This is a genomic window from Rhodococcus sp. NPDC006774 (genome assembly GCF_040636045.1).
Classification (GTDB): Bacteria; Actinomycetota; Actinomycetes; order Mycobacteriales; family Mycobacteriaceae; genus Rhodococcoides.
Genome location: NZ_JBEYIW010000028.1, coordinates 1 through 22,363 on the forward strand (window position 1 = coordinate 1; position 22,363 = coordinate 22,363).

A 22,363-nucleotide genomic window follows, 5' to 3' on the forward strand; every position below is an offset into this window, starting at 1 on the left:
AACCCCGTCAACGCCCACAAAGCAGGCACCATCACCGGCCTGACCGTCACCGCAGGCGACGCCATCACCCAAGGCACCGTCCTCGCAGAGATCAAATGACGTAGCGATGTCCGAGCTTCCGGAAATTCGGATCGGTACGGCCGATCGGGAGAAGGCCCTCGAGGCACTGAGTCTGCACTTCAGTGAGGGTCGGCTGACTGTGCCCGAATTCGACGAGCGCAGCGCCGTCGTTGCTTCGGCGACGACGCGTGGGGAGATCGACAAGGTATTCGTCGATCTCCCCGCTGCTTCGACGTCGCACACACCCGCCCAGCTCGGGAAGTCTCCGGCACCGACCGAGGGCGGTGCCGGAATCGATTGGCGCGCAGTGGTGATGCCCCTGGTCATCTTCGGTTCACTGGCATTGTTCTTCCTCACCGACTTCGATCAGAAGTGGCTCTTCTTCCTTCTCATTCCACTGGCGGGTGCGCTGCTGTCGGCAGGTGGCCATTCCAAGGACGAGAAAAAGAAGAAAAAGAAGAGGGATCGTTGAAGGCGCTTCTGTTCGATGTGTTCGGCACAGTGGTCGATTGGCGCACCAGCGTGGCCCGCGAGGTCGAATCCGTGTGTGGTCCCGATGTCGACAGTCATGCATTCGCCGACCGCTGGCGCAGCCTGTATCAACCGGCGATGGAACAGGTTCGATCGGGCAGTCGACCGTTCACCCGGCTCGATGTACTCCATCTCGAGTCGCTTCGAGTCGTACTGTCGGAGTTCGACATTCGGCTCGACGACAGTGATGTCGCGTCCTTGAATCACGCGTGGCATCGATTGGATCCGTGGCCGGACTCGGTGCCAGGGCTCACGCGACTGCGTACCGATTTCATCATCGCCCCGCTCTCCAACGGCAACATCTCGTTGCTGTTGGACATGGCCAAGAATGCCGGACTGCCATGGGACGCGATCCTCGGCGCAGAACCGGTACAGACGTACAAGCCCCTGCCCGACGCGTATCTCCGCACCGCGGACATTCTGGGTCTTCAGCCGAGCGAGTGCATGATGGTCGCCGCACACAACAGTGACCTCGCTGCCGCTGCCGACTGCGGCTTTGAAACGGCATTCATCGCCCGTCCGCTCGAACACGGGCCGAGTCAGACCACCGACCTCGCCGCGGAATCCGACTGGACTCACAGCGCCGACTCGATCGATTCTCTCGCAACGCAATTGGGCTGCTGACGACAGTTATCGGGTCAGAGGAATCAGCTGGTGCGCAATCCACGCGTCCACGTCCCGATGCGAACGGAAGCGAACAATCGTCAGCTCCGGGCGGCGCACACTCAGTCGCTGCACTCGCTCGGTAGTCAACCGGTACGTGTTCCATGCCCATCGAACGACGTGGTCGCGGTCGAAGAAGATGCGATGCAGTGACGGTTCGAAGTTGCCGTTCCACAGCTCGCGCCTGCCGAGCCTGCGGCGAAGCGTCCGAATCATCACCTGCCGCATGACTGTTCGACGTGGCAAGTCGAGCCACAAGAGCAGATCCGCACGATCTGCGAGGCGATCGCGCACAACGCCGTACTGCCACTCGGTGACCCACGACGGGCGTGCGATGAACTCCTCCACGTCGGACTCGAACGTCGCACGCGGCGTCCAATTCGGCCCGTGATAGAGGCTGTCGATCTCGATGTGTTCGATTCCCAGAATCGATCCGAGACGGGCAGACAGCGTCGTTTTCCCGGAACCGGATGTCCCAGCAACGACGATCCTCGTGGGGCGACGGGACACTGCATCGTTCGGTCCGAGAATCACGGAGACGACGGTAGCGAATCGTGGAAGCCGATCGGTCGTCGACTACGACGGACGATAGCCACGATCCCGACCATCAGGGGCAACTGCAGAAAGACGATGGCGTTGAGTGCGTCGTTCGGAAGAGGCAGACGGTCGAAGAACTGAGCCGTTCCGGTCACGATCAGCACCAGATAGGACAGTTGCATCGACAGCATGTGCCGCCGCACCCAACCCGTACGAGAGCGCCCGAACACGGGCTGGCACCAGCCGAACAGCACCAGCGCGGCTGTCAGGATCGAGACCGCGTGGAACACGCTCCATCCGTCACGGATCTCGGTGACGAAGAAGGACGCCACGATCATCACCAGAATCGCTACGACGTACGTGCGTCCACACGCCCGATGAAAAACGGTGCCTTTGCGGGCGAACAGAACCAATGCTCCGACCAGAACGGACAGCACTGCGGCCGACGTGTGGATCACCGTGATCGACATCGACAGCCACCTTTCGCCCGACCGACGCTACCGGTCGTCGGGTCCGACGGTGTTTCTTTTACGTGCTATCAGGAATGCCTGCGATGTCGACTCGTATCCCATCGGAGCGCGATGCACGCGCACGTCCACCTCGAAGTCGGCGTCGACGAGCATGCCCACGACCGCGTCGGGGTCGAGTCGGTATGCGTCGTACGACACCGAGTGTCCGTAGACATGTTCGAGCCGCACTCGCTCGTTGCCGGATTGAAATGCCAGTAGCAGTGGACCGTTGGGCGTCAGCACTCGATGCAGTTCCGCGAACACCGCAGGCAGCTGCGTGGGAGGAGTGTGGATGATCGAGTACCAGGCGACGATCCCGGCAACGGAACTTTCCCCCGCATCCAGTGCCTCCATCGACCCGACACCGAATCGCAGGTGCGGATGTTCGCGCCGAGCGACCTCGATCATGTTGGGCGACAAATCCATCCCCGCTACGTCGAGGCCGAGGCGGTACAGCTGCTCGGTGATGCGGCCGGATCCACACCCCACCTCCAGCACCTGTCCGCTCGTAACCCGGGCTGCGAACGTAGCCAACAATCCGTGCTCGAGATGTCGGCCGTCGAGTTCGTCGCGAACGATGTCTGCGTAGCTCTCGGCAACGGTGTCGTAGGCAGCTCTCGTCATCGAAACATGCTGTTGCTCGGCCACAGTGGCTACGGTACCGGCTCACCCGGCGTCGGCAGGTACGAGTGCGTCAGCATCTCGAAGAAGTGCCCGGTCGGGTCGCGGAAATACACTCCGCGGCCTCCGTGGTCGGTGTTGACGGTGCCGGGTTCGGTCATCCGAGGGTCGGCCCAGTGCTCGACGCCCTGGTCGACAAGCCTGGCGTAGGCCGCGTCGAACAGATCGTCGCTGACCCGAAAGGCATAGTGCTGAAACTGAATATCGTCGAAGGGAGGCTCGGCGAATTGAACGAGCGTGCCGTCGGTGAGTTGCACGTTGACGAACGGCCCCCACGACGGTGCCTCCGGCAGAGCGAACAGCGTGCGAAAGAACGCCGCAGAGTCGGAACTGTTCTTCGCAACGATGATGGTGTGATCGAACGAAATGGACATGCGCTGCCTCCTGGGCAGTACGACGCCTCCATGTCTGACGCAGTCCGTCATCGACACGCGACGCTGCCGCCGATGCTCGCACGGACCCCGAATCCGAGTCAACCGGTGAATTCACGACCGCAGTTCGGTCATCTTCGATGACAACATTGCCGAGGAAAGGACCCCAGCATGGTCGGCCGACTTCTGTTCGTTCACGGTGCCGGCGGATTTGTCGACGACGCACCGCTGGCCAACGGGCTTGCGCAGGCTCTGCATCTCGATGTTCGGATGCCGGAGCTGTCCGACACCGCCATGGGTTTCGAGGACTGGGCCGGACCGGTTCGGCAACACCTGGACCGGCTCGGACCGGAGGATTCGGTGGTGGCGCATTCCTTCGGCGCATCGATCCTCGTCGGGGTCCTGGCAGAACATCGCCGCCGATGGCCCCTGCAGGCCACTCTGCTGGCGATGCCGGACTGGACTCCGTGTGGGTGGGACGTCGCCGACTACGCGTTCACCGACCCGGAACCCGAGACCGACCTGACGCTCGTCCACTGCCGGGACGACGACGTGGTTCCCGTTTCTCACCTCGCGCTGAACTCGACGGCTCTCCCGTCGGCGACAGTGATCGAGTTACCAACCGGTGGTCACCAGTTCGACGGCATGATCGACGCCGTTGCCGCCGAAATTCTCGGACCGGCCGCTCACCGATAGTCGTGGTCGATTCCCGTTGCCCATTGCGAACATTCGACGGCAATCACGTCGTCTCTTCCCCGCAGGAAGTCCCGGGCACCGGCGTCTCCCGACGCCGATGCCACGGCTGCGTCGACGTGTCGACGCGCCAGAACGACCGGATGTCCGGGACGGCCGTCGAACACGGCCCTGGCAAGACCTGTTTCCCGTGCTGCGGCGAGTACTGCCTGCACCACCTCGGGTCCCACGTCCGGCGTATCGACCACGTGCACAACCGCGTAGTCCGCGTCCGACGCCGCCGACAGCCCGGTGATGAACGAGGCGCTCATGCCCTGGTGCCAGTCGGGTGTGTGCACCGCGATCACGCCGTCGGGCACGGGCGCATCAGCCGCACCCAGCACCACGACCACGCGATCACAGCCGCCGTCGCGCAATGCCTGGACCGCCGTCCTCAGCCACAGCCCGTCGTGGGCGAGCACTTTGGGCGATCCGTATCGTGTTCCGGCACCGGCGGCGAGTAGCACTCCGACGGCAAGGTCCGACACGGTCGCTCCTTTCACTGGTGGGTGCAGTCTTGGATGTTCGCACAACGTCCACGTCGAGTACGCCCCGAAGTTTGTGCTCGCTCGACTAGCGAGGATAGGCGTGATGGCTGATTCTTAGTGCACTTCTCCTGCAGCGTCGCAGGAATCCTGCCCTGTTGCTTCCGCGAGGTGCCCACCCATGTCCGTCAAGCCCACCACACGCAAACGTGTCCATCCTGTCGACGAAGTGCTCCCCGTTCCGAAACTTGCCGCCTACGGGTTTCAACATGTCGTCGCGTTCTACGCAGGCGCTGTCTTGGTGCCGATCATCATCGGCAGCGCGATCGGACTGACCAACGAGCAGTTGATTCACCTGATCAATGCGGATCTGTTCACCTGCGGCATCGCGTCGATCATTCAATCGGTCGGATTCTGGAAGATCGGTGTCCGTCTGCCGCTCCTGCAGGGCGTGACGTTCGCCGGTGTCTCTCCGGTGATCGCGATCGCGATGGCGAACGGCGGCGGCACCGAGGGGTTGCTGTACGTCTACGGCGCCGTCATCGTCGCCGGGCTCGTCACGTTCTTCATGGCACCGTACTTCAGTAGGCTGCTGCGCTTCTTCCCACCGGTGGTGACCGGCACCGTCATCACGATCATCGGTGTGGCGTTGCTCCCTGTGGCCGTCAACGATGCGGTGACCAATCCTGCTACTCACGAACAGGATCCGACCAACGGACGGTGGATGGCGTACGCGATCGGCACGCTGCTGATCATCGTGCTGATCCAACGATTCTTCAAGGGCTTCATGGCCACCATCGCCGTGCTTCTGGGCCTGGTGATCGGCAGCGCCGTCGCATTCGCGTTGGGCGACATGAACTTCGACGGCACCTCCGACGCGTCCTGGATCGGCTTCACGCAGCCCTTCCTGTTCGGTGTGCCCAAATTCAGTGTCATCGCCATCATTTCGATGATCGTCGTCATGCTGATCATCGCCGTGGAAACCACCGGCAGTGTGTATGCGACGGGTGAGATCGTCGGCAAGCGCATCAAGAAGGACGACATCGCAGCAACCCTGCGCGCGGACGGAGTGGCCACCGTCATCGGCGGTACGTTCAACTCGTTCCCGTACACGGCCTTCTCCGAGAACGTCGGCCTGGTGCGCCTGACCGGTGTGCGCAGCCGTTGGGTGGTGGCCACGGCAGGCGGCATCATGATTCTCCTCGGTCTGCTACCCAAGACGGCAGCCGTCGTGGCATCCATCCCGCCGCCGGTGCTCGGCGGAGCCGCGCTCGCCCTGTTCGCGACCGTCGCCGTGGTCGGAATCCAGACCCTGTCGAAGGTGGACTTCACCGATCACCGCAACCTGATCATCGTCGCCACGAGCCTCGGTCTCGCGATGCTCGTGACCATCCAACCGACGGTCTCCGAGGGTGTGCCCGCTTGGCTCGAAATGTTGTTCGGCAGTGGCATCGTTCTCGGCGCGGTCTCGGCAATCGTGCTCAACGTCTTGTTCTTCCACATCGGCAATCGTGGGCAGGCCGTCGCCGGTGGTCCGGGTAAGGGCATCACCCTCGACAAGGTCAACGAGATGTCCTCCGAGGACTTCGCTGCCACGTTCGGGGGCTTGGTGCAGGGCACGCCGTGGGTGGTCGAACGCGCCTACCAGCAGCGGCCTTTCGCCGATGCACACGGTCTGCGCGAGGCGTTCCAGGAGGCACTGTTGGCCGGCACCACCGAGGAACAGATCGAGCTGATCAACAGCTACCCCGATCTCGGTAGCGAGGACGCCACCGGCACCCTCAACGCAGCGGACCACGTCGGTCTGTCCAACCTGGAGGAGGACGAGCACGACAACATCGTCCAACTCGCCGCCGAATACCGCGAGCACTTCGGCTTCCCGTTGGTGATCTGTGCACGGGAGACGGAGCGTTACGATCGAGTCCTGGCCAACGGGTGGTCGCGCGTCGAGAACGCACCGTCGGCGGAGCGGTCGTTCGCGATGATCGAGATTGCCAAGATCGCGAACTACCGATTCGACGATCTCGTGGCCGATGCCAACCCGATCGCCGCCGCGCGGTTCGGGCGCATCAACGACTTCAGATAGCGAGCGAGATGTGCTGCACGAATGGATAGGGCTCGACGGGTTCAATCGGCTCAGCGATCGGCAGGCGATGCATGCACTCTACGAGTGCTGCGCATCGTCGATCTGGGCCCGTCGAGTGGCCCAGGGTCGCCCCTTCGACAGTCGAGACCTGCTGTTGGACAGAGCAGATCGAGTGCTCGCCGAGCTACCCGAGGCGGAGATCGACCACGCGCTCGACGGCCATCCACGGATCGGCGGTAAGGCCGACAACCCGTCGTCGAAACGTGAGCAGGCTGCGGTGACGACTGCGGGTACCGAGGTACGCGAGAAGTTGGCGGCGGGAAACCGTGCGTACGAGGAGAAGTTCGGGCACGTCTACCTGGTGTGCGCCACCGGCAGATCCGCGGAGGACCTGCTCGCTATCCTCGAGGAGAGGCTCGACAACGACGCCGAAACCGAAAGACGGGTGCTCCGCGTGGAACTGGCCAAGATCAATCGAATTCGCCTCGGCCGCATGCTGGGTCCGGAGCAGTGACCGGGCTGTCGACGCACGTACTCGACGCCACCTCGGGAACACCCGCGGTGGGAATGCGGGTGCGGCTGTTCCACCCCGAGAAGGGCGAGATCTCCACCGCCACCACGGACGGGGACGGCCGCATCGGGGAAGTCGTACCGGGGCCGATCGATCCGGGCATCTACCGACTCTCGTTCGACACCGGCGACTATTTCGAGGCGACGAAGACACCGAGCTTCTACCCCGAGGTGTCGATCTCGTTCACCGTCACCGATCCCGATGCTCACTATCACGTCCCATTGCTGTTGTCCCCCTTCGCTTATTCGACCTATCGCGGGAGCTGACATGACCGACCTGACCGGAAAGATCGTCCTCGGATCCAATCAGTACGGCAAGGCGGAGAACCGCGTGGTGCGGATCTATCGGGACTCGCCACGGCACGAGATCCATGACATCAACGTGTCGAGCGCTCTGCGTGGCGATTTCTCTCCCGCGCATCTGGTGGGCGATCAATCCAATGTGCTTCCCACCGACACCCAGAAGCAGACCGCCTACGCGTACGCCAAGACCAAGGGCCTACTGCACCTGGAGAGTTACGGCCTCGATCTGGCTCGTCACTACGTCGACGACGTGGAGCCCGTCGACGGTGCCCGCATCGAACTCGAGGAATACGCCTGGGCTCGGGCGGTGATCGACGGCGTCGAGCACGATCACACGTGGACACGCAAGGGTGAGGAGATCCGTACGTCGGCGGTGACCGTCGAGGGCAAGGGCGACGCGCAGCAGACGTGGGTGATCAGCGGCTTCAAGGAGATGGTGATCCTCAAGTCCACGGGCTCGGAGTTCCACGGATTCCTCGAGGACGACCTGACGATTCTCGAGCCCACGACCGACCGGGTGATGGCGACATCGCTGACAGCGCAGTGGCGGTACACCACCACCGACGTCGAGTGGGACGCCGTCTATGCGGGCGTGAAGGCGGCCATGGTCGAGCGGTTCGCCAATCTACAGTCGCTGGCCCTCCAGCAGACCCTCTACGCCATGGGCGAGGCGGTGCTGGAGAAGTATCCGTTCATCGCCGAGATCACCATGTCCGCACCGAACAAGCATCACTTCGTCTACGACCTGGGCAAGTTCGGCATCGAGAACAATCTCGAGGTGTTCAACGCGGACGATCGGCCGTACGGTCTGATTCAGGCAACCGTCGAACGCGAGGATGCCCCGGACGCTGGAAGTGCTTGGCGGACATACTCTGTCGTCGGATAGTGCGCTGAGTTCACGTGTGCAGTGCCGCAGTCCACTCCACCAACGGTGCGAGAGCACGCCAGGCATCGCGCACCTTCGTCGCAGCCTTGGGTGTCTCGAGCCACGCGGGTGAGCCGAAATGCTTGCCCGCGGTGAGTGACTTGTGGCGCAAGAGGTCGATGCGCGGGTGGTCGAGCTCGTATCCCCGCGGCTTGGTCTTGAGCTTGTCGCCGCCGATCTCGTATCCGGCCTTGGTCAACGTCGCCAAAATCCGCTCGAGCTCGGCTCCGCGGACGTTGTCGTCGACGGTGCGGCGGTAGCGGGCAACGCCGTCGGTCGAGGAGTTGTAGAAGCCGCCTGCGACGAACAATCCGGCGGGGTCGATCTGGACGTAGTAGCCCAGGCTGTCGCCGCGAGCGACGAATCCGCCCTGATGGGTCTTGTACGGGGTTTTGTCCTTCGAGAAGCGAACGTCACGGTAGGGGCGGAAGACCTTGGCAGTACCGAACTCCGGTTCGAGTGTCGCGAGCAACGCGGTCATCGGTCCCTTGACCGCATTGTCGAAGACATCCTTGTGCTCGCTCCACCAGAGCTTGCTGTTGTCGGCTTCGAGGTCCTCGTAGAAGTCCAGGGCCGCGAAGGGTATTCCGGTGAAGCCAGTCATCGTTCGATCCTATGCGGCCCCGGTGGCCGACGAACGCGGGATGGATTGAAGCGCGAGGTAGACATCGAGCCGGTCCGAGGTGGAACTCAGATCGCGGCCCAGCAATTCCTCGACGCGCTTGATTCGGTACCGCACGGTGTTGAGGTGGACGTGCAACGACTCGGCTGTTCGATTCCACGATCCACCGGTGGCCAGGAACTCGCGGAGGGTGTCCGTGAGTCCGGCGTCGGTGCGCCGGTCGTAGTCGAGCAGCGGAGCGAGAACGTGTTCGACGAAGGACCGCCGGACGTCGTCCGGCAGAGCCGAGAGCATCGACACAGCCGATGTCAGCTGGGCCCCCGCGGTGACGGTCACCGGGCTGGACCCTTGCCTGCTGACTTCGAGTGCGTGACGGGCCGATCGCAGCGCGCCGTCGATGGTGATCCCGGTCGCTTCGGAACTGACCCCCACGAGCAGCCGGCTGTGCCCGATGCCGGAACCCAAGCGAGTCAATCGGGTTCGCAGTGTCTGTGTGAAGTTCGGATCGTCGGTGTTCACGACAGCGACGATGTCCCCGTGCGTGCTGCACCCGACACAACCCCCACCGAAGGAGGTCAGAGTGTCGCTGAGAACCGTACGCAGCATCTCGCGCAGGTCGATCCGTCCGCTGTGGACGACCCTGACGACGACCAGCGAGCGGTCCGGGTCGACTCCTGCCTGGCGCAGCCGCGTCAGGGCTTCGGGTCTGGTGCTGTCGGCTTCGATCAACGCCACTGCCTGGTCGGCGATTTCGCGTCGGACCAGCCGCCCCTCCTCGCGTCGAGCACGATCGAGCGCGGCGATGGCGGCGAGCTGGCCGAACGCATCGGCGATGGCGGGTGGGAACGTCGCCATGTCTCCGGCGACCGCGAGAAACCATCGCGTGGTCCGCTGCACGAGCGACGGCCCGATGCCGAAGATGCTGTACACACCGCCGTCACTGAGAGTGGTTGTCGTGGGCAGTCTTTCGGAGGACAGCGCAGCGTGGGTCAGCGTGTCCACGTCGGCGTCGGAGAACGCCGAGACCTCGGCCACGAGCCGACGTCCGGTCGCCGTGAAGATCAGACACGCCATCCCGGTTTCCCTCGAGGTGTGCAGCGCCAACTCGTCGAGGGCTCTGCCGTCCGCGATCGCGGTGAGCAGCTGGCGTTGCCTGACGAGCGAGGTGTTCAGCGAGGCGATGCGATCTCCGGTGACACGGCCGACGAGAAACTCGGTCACCTCACCGAACGAGACGGTGTCGGGTACCGCGAGCAGGGGTAGTCCGTGCCGCTCGCATGCGTCGACCAGGTCCGGTGGAATGTGACCGAGCAGCCCTTCACCGGCGGCCAGTGCCGAGGCCCCTGATTCGGTGACGGCCCGGACGAACACCTCGCTGTCTGCGGCCGTCCGATGCCACACGAGGCCGGTGATCACCAGTTCGCCACCAGCGATGTAGCGCGACGGGTCCGGCAGGTCGGTCGTGTACGTCCATCGCAGCGTGCGACCCAGGGCGTCCGGATCGGAGGTGAGCAATCGAATGCCGAGCTGCGTGGCGTCGAGCAAGTCCTTGACCTGCACTGTGCTGTTCCTCCCCCGGCCCCGGCCCTCGCTGAGCGTGCTCGAAACAGCTGAGCTCGTAGGAAGAAACAGTATGTGTGGGTTGTTTCCTCCGAGTTTCGGGCGTATCGCCGGACGACCGAAGATCGGTAACAGATACTCACTACAGTTCGAGATGACACATCGGGTGGTCGATCTGCCGGCGTGGTGGATCTGCCGGCGAAAACGAGGTGAACGAAGGCCATGGATCTCGGCACTGTCGACGACATTCTGCTTCCCGGCTCCCGCGCGGACCTTCCGCCCGGACGCGCGGACACCGCGGTCCTTGCCGGCGGTACCTGGCTGTTCTCGGAGAAGCAGGACCACTTGGCCACCCTCGTCGATGTCACTGCCCTGGGCTGGGAGCCGTTGACCGTCACCGAGACCGGGCTCGAGATCGCTGCGACCTGCACCATCGAGACTTTGGCGCGCTATACCTCTCCGTGGCCGGCCACCGCATTGTTTCCCCGCTGCGCAGCAGCGTTGTTGGCCTCGTTCAAGATCTGGAAGACCGCCACCGTCGGCGGCAACATCGCGCTGGCCCTGCCTGCCGGAGCGATGATCTCGTTGACCGCCGCTCTCGACGGTATCGGGCAGGTGTGGTCGGGTGATGGGCCCGATCACGACTACCGCATCGCGATCGCTGATCTGGTCACGGGCCCGCACGCCAACGCACTTCGATCGGGAGACGTGCTGCGCAGCATCGATATTCCACTGCACGCGCTCCGGTCCAGAACGGCGATGCGCAAGCTCGCACTGTCACCGCTCGGGCGATCGGCCGCCGTGGTGATCGGGCGGGTCGACGACGGCGGCGAATTCGTTCTGACCGTCAGCGCGTCGACCGTCCGTCCGTTCGTTCTGCGCTTCCCGAGCCTGCCGACGGCGGGCGAACTCGACGACGCGCTCGCCGCCACCATCGGTCCCCAGCACTGGTACGACGACCCCCACGGGGCTCCGGACTGGCGCCGTCACATCAGTTGCACTGCAGCGCAGCAGATTCGCGAGGAGTTGTCATGATCGTAGACATCAACGGTGTACCGACCGATGTCACTCCGCGGCCCGGTCAGTGCCTGCGCACCATGCTCCGTGAACACGACCACTTCGAGGTGAAGAAAGGATGCGACGCGGGCGACTGCGGCGCATGCTCGGTGCTCGTCGACGGCGAACCGGTGCACTCGTGCATCTTTCCCGCGTTCCGTGCCGCCAACCGGTCCGTCACCACCGTCGCGGGGCTCGGTACACCGGACGACCTCCATCCGATGCAGAGGCGATTCGTCGACGCCGCCGGTTTCCAGTGCGGGTTCTGCACTGCCGGAATGGTCGTCACCGCCTCGACGCTGACCGAGGAAGATCTGGACGAGCTTCCCGAACGGCTGAAGGGAAACCTGTGTCGCTGCACCGGGTATCGCGCCGTGTCCGACGCCGTCTGCGGGGTGGTCAACACCGAGAAGTCCGTCGACGGTCCGGCGTGTGGACGATCCATCGCGGCACCCGCCAGCACGCGCATCGTCACCGGAACCGAGCCCTACACACTCGACCACACCCCTCCCGGGTTGCTGCACGCCAGTGTTCTCGGAAGTCCACACGCGCATGCCCGGATCGTCTCCGTCGATACCACCGCAGCGGAGCAGGTACCGGGGGTGCACCTGATCCTGACTGCGAAAGACAGCCCGTCGACCGCCTTCTCGACGGCCCGCCACGACCGCCGCGTCGACGATCCGGACGACACCCATGTTCTCGACACCGTCGTGCGCTTCATCGGCCAGCGAGTGGCGATCGTGGTCGCAGAATCGGTTGCAGCAGCCGAGGAGGGGTGCCGCGCTCTTGTCGTCGAGTACGACGTGCTGCCCGCCGTGTTCGATCCGGAGTCCTCGCTCGCACCGGATGCGCCGAAGATCCACGGCGACAAGGACGCGACGGCGCGAATCGCGGATCCGTCTCGCAATCTGGTGGCCGAGCTGCACGGCAGTACCGGGGACGTCGACGCTGCCGTTCGCAGCGCAGCGGCGGTGGTCACCGGCCGCTGGACCACTCAACGGATTCAGCACGTACACCTGGAAACCCACGGCACCATCGGTTGGTTGGACGAGACCGGAAAACTGAATCTGCGCACCAGCACTCAGGTTCCGTTTCTGGTCCGCGACGAGATCTGCGAGATCTTCGGTTTGGCACGCGACCGCGTCCGCGTGTTCACTGCGCGCGTCGGCGGCGGATTCGGCGGCAAGCAGGAGTTGCTCACCGAAGACGTGGTGGCGCTGGCGGTACTGCGTACCGGTCGACCGGTGCAGTTCGAGTTCACGCGCACGGACGAGTTCACCGTCGCACCGTGCCGCCATCCGTTCCGCGTCGACGTCACGGCCGCCGCGAGCGCCGACGGTACGCTGACCGCCCTGTCGATCGACGTTCTCACCGACGCTGGTGCCTATGGGAACCACAGTGCCGGTGTGATGTTCCACGGTTGCGGCGAATCGGTGGCGATCTACCGGTGCGCCAACAAGCGAGTCGACGCAAAAACCGTGTACACCAACAACATTCCGTCCGGAGCGTTCCGAGGCTACGGATTGGGACAGGTGATGTTCGCGATCGAATCGGCGATGGACGATCTGGCGCGAGAGATCGACGTCGACCCGTTCGAGTTCCGCAGACGCAACGTGATCGTCCGCGGCGACGACATCGTGGCCGCCCATCACGAAGAAGACGACCTGCAGTTCGGCAGTTACGGCCTCGATCAGTGCATCGACCTGGCCGAAGCCGCTCTGCGACGGGGCAACGGCGAGCACGCCCCGGCGGGCTGGAAGGTCGGCGAAGGAATGGCGGTGGCCATGATCGCGACCATTCCGCCGCGTGGTCACCGAGCCGAGACCTCGGTCGCACTGGTGCCCGAGGGTCGGTACGAGATACGCGTCGGGACTGCGGAATTCGGCAACGGAACCACCACCGTCCACACTCAGATCGCGGCGAGTGAACTCGGCACGTCCGTCGACCGCATCGAAGTCGATCAATCCGATACCGACTCGGTCACGTACGACACGGGTGCCTTCGGATCGGCGGGCACCGTGGTGGCAGGCAAGGCCCTGTATGCGGCGGTTCGCGCGATGTCGGCTCGCATTCTGGATCTGGCCGCCACCGCGACCGGACACCGAAATTCGGACTGCACACTCGGACCGGAGGGCGTGCGCTGCGGAGATCGTTTCGTCACCCTCGACGACATTCTGGCGATGGCGGGAGGCTCCCTCGTCACCGAGGGCAACAGTGGCGGGCTGCCGCGTTCGCTGGCGTTCAACGTGCACGCGTTCCGGGTGGCGGTCCAGGAGGACACCGGGACCGTGAAAATATTGCAGTCGGTACAGAGCGCCGACGCCGGAACCGTGATGAACCCGCAGCAGTGCCGTGGGCAGGTGGAGGGCGGCGTCGCCCAGGCGATCGGGAGCGCGCTGTACGAGGAGATCCGCACCGACGGTGCCGGTCTCGTCACCACCGATTCGATTCGTAGCTACCACGTTCCGCAGTTCGCGGACATACCTCGCACCGAAGTTCTGTTCGCCGACACCTACGACCGTCTGGGCCCGTTCGGTGCGAAGTCGATGAGCGAGTCTCCGTACAATCCCGTGGCACCGGCCCTGGCCAACGCCATTCGTGACGCCGTCGGCGCTCGACTGTACGACCTACCCATGTCGTCGGACCGGGTGTGGCGGGCGGTCAGCGGTCGTAGAACGTCTGCAGAATGATCGTGCTGCGCGTCTGCACGTTGGCGGTGGCGCGGATCTCCTGCAGCAAGCGCTCGAGCGCCCTCGGCGACTCGACCCGCACGAGCAGAACGTAGCTTTCCTCACCGGCAACCGAGTGGCACGACTCGATGGCCGACAGATGCTTCAACCGAGCGGGGGCATCGTCCGGTTGCGCCGGATCGATCGGAGTGATTGCCACGAACGCCGACAGCGGCCTGCCGAGGGCCTCCGGGTCGACCTGCGCCGTGTACCCACGGATGACACGTCGGGACTCCAGCCGCCGAACTCTGGATTGAACGGCCGAGACGGACAGGGAAGCTTTCTCCGCCAACGTCGCCAAAGTGGCGCGGCCATCGGAGACAAGCTCGTCGATGATCAAGCGATCGACGCGATCGAGATTTTCACTCACCTGCGCAATGTAGCCCAGATCCGAGACGAATCAGCGCCCACATCAGTTTCTGCTGGTCGAATCGGTGCTTGTGCCTCTTTCTGCCCGGCCGGCAGAGATCACACGAAGAGCGGCGGCAGGGCGAGAACCATGACCGCCGACCAACTGACGTGCGTCAGGATCGGCGCCAGTATTCCGCCGGACGCGCGCCGCTGCAGGCCCATCACGTAGCCCAGAAGCACTGCGGCGAAGCCGAGCATCGGGTTGCCCGACGCGAGGGTGGCGATCGCGTAGACGACCGTCGAGATGATCACCGGATGCTTGACGCCGATGGCCGAGTACAGCGCTCCTCGGAAGAAGATCTCCTCCGCCACGCCGTTGAGCAGCGCGATGAACACGATGAGCACCAGCGAACCCACCCGGGCGTGAGCCAATACGTTCTCGGTGAAATCGGCGAGCGGCGGAATCTGCCGCACCACGAGACCGCCGAGCATGAACACCCCGCCGACGGCGAGACCGATCAGGATGGGCGTGACGATCGGTCGCCTGATCGATCCCCCGACCTGAATGCGTCCGAGATGCAGTGGGCCCGACAGGAATCCACCGACCGTCCACACTGCCGCCAATACCAGGGTCAGTGCGTAGAACGCCGGATCACCCGGCTCGACCTTGAGCGAGAAGTAGAGCACGGTGGCACCGATCACCAGTGTGATCAGCACGATGATCCGCCGCTTGCGGAACGCCGCGTCGGACTCCTTGTGATCGCGCTCGACCGGGTCGACCAGAGCGGACTTCATCACGTTGAGCGCGGTCGTGGACCACGTTCCCATCACGCCTCCTCGGTATCGGTCAGTCGGCGTACGGCCGACCTCGCGCGTCGATTCACGTCGGCCATCACGTCGAGATTGGTACGCACCGCTGCCGCAACGGGCTTCGAGTACAGCAACCGTCGCCCACCGAGAGCTTCGATCAACCCCCAGGTGCGGTCCGAGGACGCCGCGACACCCCGACGCCTGATCCCCAGAGCGTCACCGCCGCTCCACGCCGCATCGGTGCTCGCGAGCCGAAGCGGATCCTTCAGCGCACACACACCGGGAGGGTCACCGACCATTCCCCGCACACTACGGGCCATGGCGTCGGCAATCGTGGTCAGACCTCGGGGAGGATCGGGAACGAGCTCACGAATCCGGCTCTCCGACGTCGTCATCGTGTTGTGCAGCGACCCGACGAGATCCTCGGCGAGTCCGGCGGGAACCGGAATGATCTTTCCGATGACCTTGCCTGCGAGCGAGGTCGGCACCAGCGGCACCGGAACGCCGATGCGCTGGAGACCTGCAGCTTCGACGTACGCGAACACGAGATCTCGATACGGCACCACATCCGGCCCACCGATGTCGTAGGAACCCGCGGGAACTGCCTCGGCGTCGGCGGATGCCACCAGGTAGTGCAGCACGTCGTCGACGGCGATGGGCTGCACGGGCTCGGCGAGCCAACTGGGCAGCGGCAGCACCGGCAAGCGGTCGGCGAGGTAGCGCAACATCTCGTACGACGTCGAACCTGCACCCAGAACGATGGCCGCTCTGAGCCAGACCAGCTCGACACCGTCCACCGTCAGAGCCTCGCCGACGTCCGCCCGGCTGGCGAGGTGCTCCGACAGCTGGTCGTCGTCGGGTACGAAACCGCCGAGGTAGACGATTCGGCGTACTCCCGCCCGCGCGGCCGCTGCGGCGAACTGCTCGGCAGAACGTCGGTCCTGCGCGCGGTAATCGGACTCGCCGATCGCGTGCACGAGGTAGTAGGCCACATCGATGTCGCCGGATTCCGCGAACGCGGCAGCGCAGGACCGGTCGTCGGTCACATCGAGCGATACTGCGGTGACGGAGTCGAAGAAGTCGAAGGTCCGCAGGTTGTCCGGCGTTCGGGAGCCGACCACGACCTCGGCCTCGTCGGCCAACAGAGCTGCCACCAACCGCGACCCGATGTACCCGCTGGCACCGGTGACGAGAGCTCTCATGCTTCGAGGCTAACGGCACTCGAGGCGTTGTGTCGGTGTGGCATTGTCGCTCCTATGGCTCTGGTCTTGGCAGGTGTGGTTCTCCCCGATCCCCTCGGTACCGAAACGGTGCTCCGACGAGGAGTCGCGGTCGCTCGGGCCGGTGCGGGCTGGATGCTCACCACGACCGCTTTCGCGCTTACCCTGCCCGGCCGAATCGAAGCACTGTTGACGCGTATTGAGATGTTGATGACACGCATCGATCACGTGATCGACTCCGCCGACGCCGTGGTCGCCAGCGTGCAGCGGACAACCGGTGCCGCGGACGAGGTGGTCGCGTCGGCGTCGGTCGCCTCGCACACCGCGCTGGAGCTGATCGAGTTGTTCGATCCCATCGCCAAGAAATCCGAACCCATGGCGCGAAAGTTCGTCGACAACCTCTCCGAGGAGGAAGTCGACGCCGCGATCGCCATGGTCGATCAACTGCCCGGGCTCCTCGATCACATGGAAGCGTTGCTTCCCATTCTCGCCACGCTCGACACGGTGTCCCCCGAGATTCACGAGCTCCTCGGAGTCACCAAGGACGTTCGACGCGCGGTCATCGGCATTCCAGGGTTCAAGTTCTTCCGCAATCGCGGCGAGGACAAGCTCAACGACGAGTTGCGAGACGAAGAGCGGTAGTCCCTACTTCACGAATGCGAACTCGTCTCCGGCGTGGAAGCGGGCCAGGGTCTCCGAGATGGACCGCCGTGACGGCGGATGAAATGCGAAGGCGTGCAATGCCGCTGCGACGTACGCGATTTCGGGAGACTTGATGAAGCCGATTCCGCCGAGCGATTCGATCGCAGCCGAACTGCTCCGCACCAGAGCGTCGCGAATTGCGATGCGGTTGAACAACAACCTCACCGAGATGTCCTGTCCGCGTTCGCCTTCGTCGAAGGCGCGAGCCACGTTCTCGATGGCCGCCATCGATGTCTCGAGTTCGGCCGCTGCGCGAACGTAGCCCTCGTGGTCGCCCTTGTCCTGCTCGATCATGCGTTCCAGCAGTGATGTCGCGGCACCGATGTAGTTCGCCGAGATCAACATGCCGAACCAGAGGTAACCGGTCATCTCGTGCACGCCATCGGGATCGTCGTCCTTGTTGGGTAGGACCAGGCTCGCGGGCACTTCGACGTCGTCGAGCACGACTTCCTCGCTCTGCGCGCCGGCCAGGATGTCGGTGGTCCAGAACGGCTTCACGCTGATACCGGGAAGGCTTGCCGGAATCAGAGCGACGGCGCGGTCGCCGGAGTCGATCTCGACACTGCAGGTCAGCAGATCCATCGAACGAGCCAGGCTGCAGGGCTTCTTGCTTCCGTTGACTATGTAGTTGTCACCCTTCTTCACGGCTGTCATCGTCGGAATGAACACACTGCCACCGGTGACGCCCTCGGAGAATCCGGACGCGACGATCGCCTTCTGCTCGACCAATCCCTTGATCAACGCGCGGTCGTCCTCGGTGGCACCGCGGTCGTCCTCGGTGGCACCGCGAGCGAACTCCGTCAGCGAGGCCAGCGAGAGATGGTGCATCGTGGTTCCCGCGCCCAGAGAGGGCGAGCGAGACCCGATGGCCCTCTGGGCCCGGACCGCGTCGATGGCCGGAGCGCCGAGACCGCCCAGTTCGGCCGGGACCACCAAACCGGTGCCGCCGAATTCTCGAAATTTGTCGACAGCGTTGGAATCGCGCGCTTCCAATTGCGCAAGCGGTGCCTCGTCCAGATATGCCAACAAACCCGGAATGTACTTTTCGAGAGTTTCTCTTTCGCGTACCATCAGGCCGGTCATTGCTAATCTCCTGTGTCATCGATTGTTACGGTTGTGCCATAGTTTGATCGCGACATAACGGTCACGGATACAAATTGGCGGATGAAGAAATGCAGAAGTCGAATTCGCGCTGATCGTCGACGATACCCCTCGACCTGCGGATACAAACACCGTTTTTCTGAGAATTGCCTGAGCCGAAAAGATACTTCGATCACTTTTCGAGGAATTTTCCTGACAGCGCTTCCTGATTTGTTCGACCGAAACATTCGATGATTATTCTTCGCCCGTAAACCCATCGCGCTTGTCGACCGCGCCGAATGACTCATGAATTCGCGACAGATTGAAGACAACACCAAATCCGACTCTGTGAGGAGTTCTGGTCGATAATGGCTGTCAACAGATTGATGAAAAGACTCGGCGGTGACGAGCGTGTGGACTTGCTGCGCGCCGTTCGGGAAGCAGACGTGGCTCCGTACTTTCGCAGGATGGAGTCCGCCGTGGCGCCGGTCGTCCGAGTCGAGGGCAGAGACAAGCTCATGCTCGGCTCCAACAATTACCTCGGGATCGCAGACCACCCCAAGGTCGTCGAGGGAGCCCAGCATGCGTTGGACACCTTCGGAAGCGCGGTGACCGGTAGCCGGCTGCTCAACGGAACGATGGATCTGCATCTCGAGCTGGAGAACGAAATTGCCCAGTGGCACGGAACCGACGACGCGCTGGTCTTCACCACCGGATATCAGACCAACCTCGGAACCATCAGTGCGATCGTCGGACCCGGCGACACCATCATCGTCGACTCGGCGGCACATGCATCCATTCGCGACGGCAGCACTCTCTCCGGCGCTTCGGTGGTCAAGTTCAAGCACAACGACATGGCCGATCTCGAAGCAAAACTTCGACAGCCCGTCGTCGACGACGGAGCCGTGCTGGTCATCGTCGACGGCCTCTATTCCATGGAGGGCGACCTTGCACCGCTCGATGTGGTGTCCGAGCTGTGTATCCGCTATCACTCGGCACTGATGGTCGACGAAGCACATAGCCTCGGCATCTACGGGCCGGAACTCACCGGAGCCGCCGAACTCTTCGGCATCACCAAGGACGTCGACGTCACGATGGCATCGCTGTCGAAGAGCCCCAGCTCCACCGGCGGGTTCGTCACCGGTTCGAGCGATTTGATCGACACCCTCCGAGTCAAGGCCCGCGCCTTCCTGTTCACGACCTCCGGCGTGCCTGCTGCAGTGGGTGCCGCGTTGGCATCCGTCCGTCTGATCCGAAGCGACGAGGGTAAGGATCGAGCTCGGCGCGTACTCGACAATGCCGAGGTCCTTCGCGGCGGATTGCAATCGGCTGGGCTCGACGTGGCAGGCCGCTCCGCCACCCCGCACGGAGATACCGCCTCCCCCATCGTCTCTCTCCACGTCGGCGACGATCTCGTAGCCATGAATCTGTGGAAGAACCTGTACGACCGTGGCATCTTCACCAGCGCCGCACTGCATCCCGCCGTGCCGAAGTCCGGTGCGATTCTTCGCCTGTGCGCGATGGCCACCCACACCGAACAGCAGCTGGCGACCGCCACGGAGCAGATCATCGAGGCCGTGGCAGGGCTGCCCGAATGAGTGAGCACACTCGTGGCCTGCGCATTGCGGTCACCGGGGCAACGAGCGATTTCGCGGCCGCGATACTACCGCGGTTGTTCGATGATCCCGAGGTGGATTCGGTAGTCGGCATCTCTCGTCGACCAGCTCGACTCGAACACCCCAAGTTCGCCTCGCTCCGGTCCGATATCAGGTCACCGGACCTCGAGGACATCTTCACCGGCTGCGACGTCGTCATGCATCTCGCGTTCGTGGTCGAGGAGCTCAAAGACAAGGCCGAGACTCACGACATCAACCTCCGCGGCTCACGCAACGTCATCGATTCGGCATATCGAGCGGGCGTGGCGCGAGTGGTGATCGCGTCGAGCATCAACGCATACGGTGCCGACATCGCTCCCGAGCCGCTCACCGAGAACAGTTATCCCGCAGGCGATCCCAACCGCTATTACTTCTACGACAAGGCCGAGGTGGAGCATTACGCGGAGTGGTGGCTCCGTAGGCACCCCGGCGAGATGACCATCTCCATGTTGCGGTGCACGTACATCATCGGACCCGACTTCGCCAACGACGGAATCGACCAGTTCACCGGGCCGATCGGTGCATTCCCGGAGGCGGATCGGGCGTCGTACCAATTCCTGTACCAAGACGACATGGCCGACGCCTTCCACCGCGCGGTCAAGACCGACCTGATCGGCCCGTACAACCTGGGTCCGGTGGACTGGGTCGGTGTGCGCGAACTCGCTGCGATGCAGGGCCAGTTGATGTTCGACGTACCGCAGAAGGCCGCAACCCGCGTCGCGAACGTCGCGTTCGGACTCGGCCTGACACCCTTCTCCGGGCAGTGGGTCACACCAGGGGAACCCATCGTCGATTCCTCTGCTCTCGGCCGAGCCACCGGCTGGGCACCGACGCTCACGGCACACGAGAGCGCGGCGGTGATGATTCTGCTGCAAGGCAAGTCGCTCGTGCGACGCGGCGACGCCCTGGCTCGCGGCATCGCCTGCGAGGCGGCGCTGCGCCCGGCATCGGAGGCCGTTGCGCTGAGCCGCGAGGATGTCGCAGCACTGCAGGTCGAACATCGGCAGCTCGACACCGGCCACGGAAGCGTGCACGTGGAGATCCATCGAGCATCCGTCGGATCCGGACAGTCGGTGGTACTCGTCGCCGACGCCGGTCTGCATACGCGCTATCTCACGTCGTTGGCCTCGGACATCGCCGCCGGGGGTGCCCACACTGTGGTGCTCGATCTACCCGGGCACGGCTTGAGCACCGGTCCGCGCGGGCGATCGTCGGCAGCGCAGACCACCGAGGCCGTGGATGCAGCACTACGATTCGCTCGAATCGAACTCGATACCGCGCCGATCGCTGTACGTAGCGGAACCCGTCATGCGGCGGACACTCTGGTCGGCGGCATTCTCAGGCGGGCCACCGGCTGGAAGACGATGGAAGAACCGACCCGGCCCGACGCGCTGCTGCCGTCGAAGATCCGGGTCGACGGAACAGCCGGCATTCGGTTCGTGTCGACGGCCGCCGATGCGTTGGCCCAGTGCACAGCGACGACGGGGCTCAGCGTCGCCGGGTGAATGTCCGACGGACGCGCGTCCACCACGACGCTCCCGCTGTATCGAGTCCTGCAGTCGGGGGTTCGGCCGACTGGGAACGATGCTCGCGCTCGAGTCGGTCCACCTCGGCTCGGTTGGTTCTCCAGCTCTCCATCCAGGTCTCGACGTCGACCGGTGCCAGCGGCACGACCGGAGGCGTCGGGAACCGGATCCAGTCGACGATGCGAGCGTTCAACTCGTCCAACACGTCTCGCGCCGAATCCTCGCGCCGAATGCCGATCAGTGTCGACGGCAACCGCTCGATCTCCTTGCGCAACTGCAATGCGGTGGGCAGCAACGCATCGGCGGGCAGGTTCTCCCGTTTCAGGTAGCCGCGCACCCACCACAGCTCGTCGCCGGGATCGCCGACCGGAATCGGCTTACCGGTGCCCTCGAGCCCCTCGAACGCACCGTTGTCCTGCGCCTCACGAATCTGCTTGTCCACCCAGGACTCGAACGTGACTCCTGGTTTCTTGCGTTCGGTCACCCCGTCGACTGTAGATCCGGAGCCGGGCTCCGCGCCACGTCTTCCGCACCGAAGCGTTCACCATCGGACGCCGAGCGCGGGATTCTGCCGGTTCTTCTCGATCGTGAACGGTCGG

25 protein-coding genes are annotated in these 22,363 nt (G+C 64.0%); 13 read left to right on the forward strand and 12 right to left on the reverse strand.

Annotation, left to right across the window (positions count from 1 at the left end; genetic code table 11):
* The 3 genes from ABZ677_RS25340 to ABZ677_RS25350 all read left to right on the forward strand — a co-directional run.
* Nucleotides 1-99: biotin/lipoyl-containing protein (locus ABZ677_RS25340; protein WP_358374493.1), on the forward strand; the 99-nt coding region annotated here is incomplete at its 5' end.
* A 7-nt stretch (nt 100-106) separates the two neighbouring features.
* Nucleotides 107-532 (forward strand): DUF1707 domain-containing protein, encoded by a 426-nt coding sequence (locus ABZ677_RS25345; protein ID WP_037188069.1) that lies wholly within the window; start codon nt 107-109, stop codon nt 530-532.
* Complete coding sequence (locus ABZ677_RS25350; protein WP_358374413.1) at nt 529-1,215, forward strand: haloacid dehalogenase type II; 687 nt, start codon at nt 529-531, stop codon at nt 1,213-1,215. The genes ABZ677_RS25345 and ABZ677_RS25350 overlap by 4 nt, the downstream gene beginning before the upstream one ends.
* Before the next feature lie 6 nt (nt 1,216-1,221).
* On the opposite strand, the gene ABZ677_RS25355 is transcribed toward ABZ677_RS25350, so the two are convergent.
* The 4 genes from ABZ677_RS25355 to ABZ677_RS25370 are packed head-to-tail and all read right to left on the reverse strand — an operon-like array spanning nt 1,222 to nt 3,355.
* Nucleotides 1,222-1,788, reverse strand: coding sequence for an AAA family ATPase (locus ABZ677_RS25355; RefSeq protein WP_358374415.1), 567 nt, complete (start codon nt 1,786-1,788; stop codon nt 1,222-1,224).
* Nucleotides 1,785-2,261 (reverse strand): DUF2306 domain-containing protein, encoded by a 477-nt coding sequence (locus tag ABZ677_RS25360; protein WP_358374418.1) that lies wholly within the window; start codon nt 2,259-2,261, stop codon nt 1,785-1,787. The genes ABZ677_RS25355 and ABZ677_RS25360 overlap by 4 nt, the downstream gene beginning before the upstream one ends.
* 27 nt (nt 2,262-2,288) lie before the next feature.
* Entirely contained in the window at nt 2,289-2,924 is a 636-nt protein-coding gene (locus ABZ677_RS25365) for a methyltransferase domain-containing protein (protein ID WP_358374421.1), read from the reverse strand.
* Nucleotides 2,925-2,953: 29 nt separating this feature from the next.
* Nucleotides 2,954-3,355 carry a VOC family protein gene (locus tag ABZ677_RS25370; protein WP_358374424.1) on the reverse strand — a complete coding sequence of 134 codons (402 nt, stop codon included), beginning with the start codon at nt 3,353-3,355 and terminating at the stop codon, nt 2,954-2,956.
* Nucleotides 3,356-3,523: 168 nt separating this feature from the next.
* Between ABZ677_RS25370 and ABZ677_RS25375 the strand changes: the two genes are divergently transcribed.
* Complete coding sequence (locus ABZ677_RS25375) at nt 3,524-4,048, forward strand: alpha/beta hydrolase (RefSeq protein ID WP_358374426.1); 525 nt, start codon at nt 3,524-3,526, stop codon at nt 4,046-4,048.
* Here the strand turns inward: ABZ677_RS25375 and ABZ677_RS25380 are convergent.
* Nucleotides 4,039-4,572 (reverse strand): nucleotidyltransferase family protein, encoded by a 534-nt coding sequence (locus tag ABZ677_RS25380; RefSeq protein ID WP_358374429.1) that lies wholly within the window; start codon nt 4,570-4,572, stop codon nt 4,039-4,041. The genes ABZ677_RS25375 and ABZ677_RS25380 overlap by 10 nt on opposite strands.
* A 178-nt stretch (nt 4,573-4,750) precedes the next feature.
* Here ABZ677_RS25380 and uraD (ABZ677_RS25385) point away from each other — a divergent pair, with 178 nt between their 5' ends.
* From uraD (ABZ677_RS25385) to pucL, 4 genes are read left to right on the forward strand one after another with little or no spacing between them, the layout of a single operon-like run.
* The gene (uraD, locus tag ABZ677_RS25385; protein ID WP_037188082.1) at nt 4,751-6,655 is read left to right on the forward strand and encodes a 2-oxo-4-hydroxy-4-carboxy-5-ureidoimidazoline decarboxylase; all 1,905 of its coding nucleotides are present in this window, start codon (nt 4,751-4,753) and stop codon (nt 6,653-6,655) included.
* Nucleotides 6,656-6,665: 10 nt separating this feature from the next.
* A complete protein-coding gene (gene uraD, locus ABZ677_RS25390) occupies nt 6,666-7,169 on the forward strand; it encodes a 2-oxo-4-hydroxy-4-carboxy-5-ureidoimidazoline decarboxylase (protein ID WP_037188083.1) in 504 nt (167 codons plus the stop codon).
* Nucleotides 7,166-7,492: a hydroxyisourate hydrolase gene (uraH, locus tag ABZ677_RS25395; protein ID WP_094739435.1), complete on the forward strand. Its 327-nt coding sequence runs from the start codon at nt 7,166-7,168 to the stop codon at nt 7,490-7,492. Before uraD (ABZ677_RS25390) ends, uraH begins: the two co-directional genes overlap by 4 nt.
* Nucleotide 7,493: 1 nt before the next feature.
* Nucleotides 7,494-8,414, forward strand: a complete 921-nt coding sequence (gene pucL / locus ABZ677_RS25400) for a factor-independent urate hydroxylase (protein ID WP_358374434.1) — start codon at nt 7,494-7,496, stop codon at nt 8,412-8,414.
* Between the two features lie 10 nt (nt 8,415-8,424).
* Here pucL and ABZ677_RS25405 read toward each other — a convergent pair whose 3' ends face one another.
* Complete coding sequence (locus tag ABZ677_RS25405) at nt 8,425-9,057, reverse strand: DUF2461 domain-containing protein (protein WP_358374437.1); 633 nt, start codon at nt 9,055-9,057, stop codon at nt 8,425-8,427.
* Between the two features lie 9 nt (nt 9,058-9,066).
* Nucleotides 9,067-10,635, reverse strand: a complete 1,569-nt coding sequence (locus ABZ677_RS25410; protein WP_094633768.1) for a PucR family transcriptional regulator — start codon at nt 10,633-10,635, stop codon at nt 9,067-9,069.
* Between the two features lie 222 nt (nt 10,636-10,857).
* Here ABZ677_RS25410 and ABZ677_RS25415 point away from each other — a divergent pair, with 222 nt between their 5' ends.
* Both ABZ677_RS25415 and ABZ677_RS25420 read left to right on the forward strand, forming a co-directional pair.
* Nucleotides 10,858-11,670, forward strand: coding sequence for an FAD binding domain-containing protein (locus ABZ677_RS25415; RefSeq protein WP_358374439.1), 813 nt, complete (start codon nt 10,858-10,860; stop codon nt 11,668-11,670).
* Nucleotides 11,667-14,381 (forward strand): molybdopterin cofactor-binding domain-containing protein, encoded by a 2,715-nt coding sequence (locus ABZ677_RS25420; RefSeq protein WP_358374441.1) that lies wholly within the window; start codon nt 11,667-11,669, stop codon nt 14,379-14,381. Before ABZ677_RS25415 ends, ABZ677_RS25420 begins: the two co-directional genes overlap by 4 nt.
* On the opposite strand, the gene ABZ677_RS25425 is transcribed toward ABZ677_RS25420, so the two are convergent.
* The 3 genes from ABZ677_RS25425 to ABZ677_RS25435 all read right to left on the reverse strand — a co-directional run bounded on the left by ABZ677_RS25425 (nt 14,353) and on the right by ABZ677_RS25435 (nt 16,783).
* Nucleotides 14,353-14,790, reverse strand: coding sequence for an Lrp/AsnC family transcriptional regulator (locus tag ABZ677_RS25425; RefSeq protein ID WP_032376860.1), 438 nt, complete (start codon nt 14,788-14,790; stop codon nt 14,353-14,355). The genes ABZ677_RS25420 and ABZ677_RS25425 overlap by 29 nt on opposite strands.
* A gap of 98 nt (nt 14,791-14,888) precedes the next feature.
* Complete coding sequence (locus tag ABZ677_RS25430; RefSeq protein WP_037188095.1) at nt 14,889-15,599, reverse strand: type II CAAX endopeptidase family protein; 711 nt, start codon at nt 15,597-15,599, stop codon at nt 14,889-14,891.
* Complete coding sequence (locus tag ABZ677_RS25435) at nt 15,599-16,783, reverse strand: NAD(P)H-binding protein (RefSeq protein WP_094633765.1); 1,185 nt, start codon at nt 16,781-16,783, stop codon at nt 15,599-15,601. The genes ABZ677_RS25430 and ABZ677_RS25435 overlap by 1 nt, the downstream gene beginning before the upstream one ends.
* A gap of 54 nt (nt 16,784-16,837) precedes the next feature.
* Between ABZ677_RS25435 and ABZ677_RS25440 the strand changes: the two genes are divergently transcribed.
* Nucleotides 16,838-17,443: a hypothetical protein gene (locus ABZ677_RS25440; RefSeq protein WP_037188097.1), complete on the forward strand. Its 606-nt coding sequence runs from the start codon at nt 16,838-16,840 to the stop codon at nt 17,441-17,443.
* Between the two features lie 3 nt (nt 17,444-17,446).
* Here the strand turns inward: ABZ677_RS25440 and ABZ677_RS25445 are convergent, their stop codons facing one another.
* The gene (locus ABZ677_RS25445) at nt 17,447-18,586 is read right to left on the reverse strand and encodes an acyl-CoA dehydrogenase family protein (RefSeq protein WP_358374446.1); all 1,140 of its coding nucleotides are present in this window, start codon (nt 18,584-18,586) and stop codon (nt 17,447-17,449) included.
* Between the two features lie 365 nt (nt 18,587-18,951).
* Between ABZ677_RS25445 and ABZ677_RS25450 the strand changes: the two genes are divergently transcribed.
* Complete coding sequence (locus tag ABZ677_RS25450; RefSeq protein WP_358374449.1) at nt 18,952-20,181, forward strand: aminotransferase class I/II-fold pyridoxal phosphate-dependent enzyme; 1,230 nt, start codon at nt 18,952-18,954, stop codon at nt 20,179-20,181.
* Nucleotides 20,178-21,743 carry an NAD-dependent epimerase/dehydratase family protein gene (locus ABZ677_RS25455; RefSeq protein ID WP_358374452.1) on the forward strand — a complete coding sequence of 522 codons (1,566 nt, stop codon included), beginning with the start codon at nt 20,178-20,180 and terminating at the stop codon, nt 21,741-21,743. Before ABZ677_RS25450 ends, ABZ677_RS25455 begins: the two co-directional genes overlap by 4 nt.
* Here ABZ677_RS25455 and ABZ677_RS25460 read toward each other — a convergent pair.
* On the reverse strand, nt 21,727-22,248 hold the full coding sequence (locus tag ABZ677_RS25460) for a DUF1992 domain-containing protein (protein ID WP_037188109.1): 522 nt from the start codon (nt 22,246-22,248) through the stop codon (nt 21,727-21,729). The genes ABZ677_RS25455 and ABZ677_RS25460 overlap by 17 nt on opposite strands.
* Nucleotides 22,249-22,363: the final 115 nt, after the last annotated feature.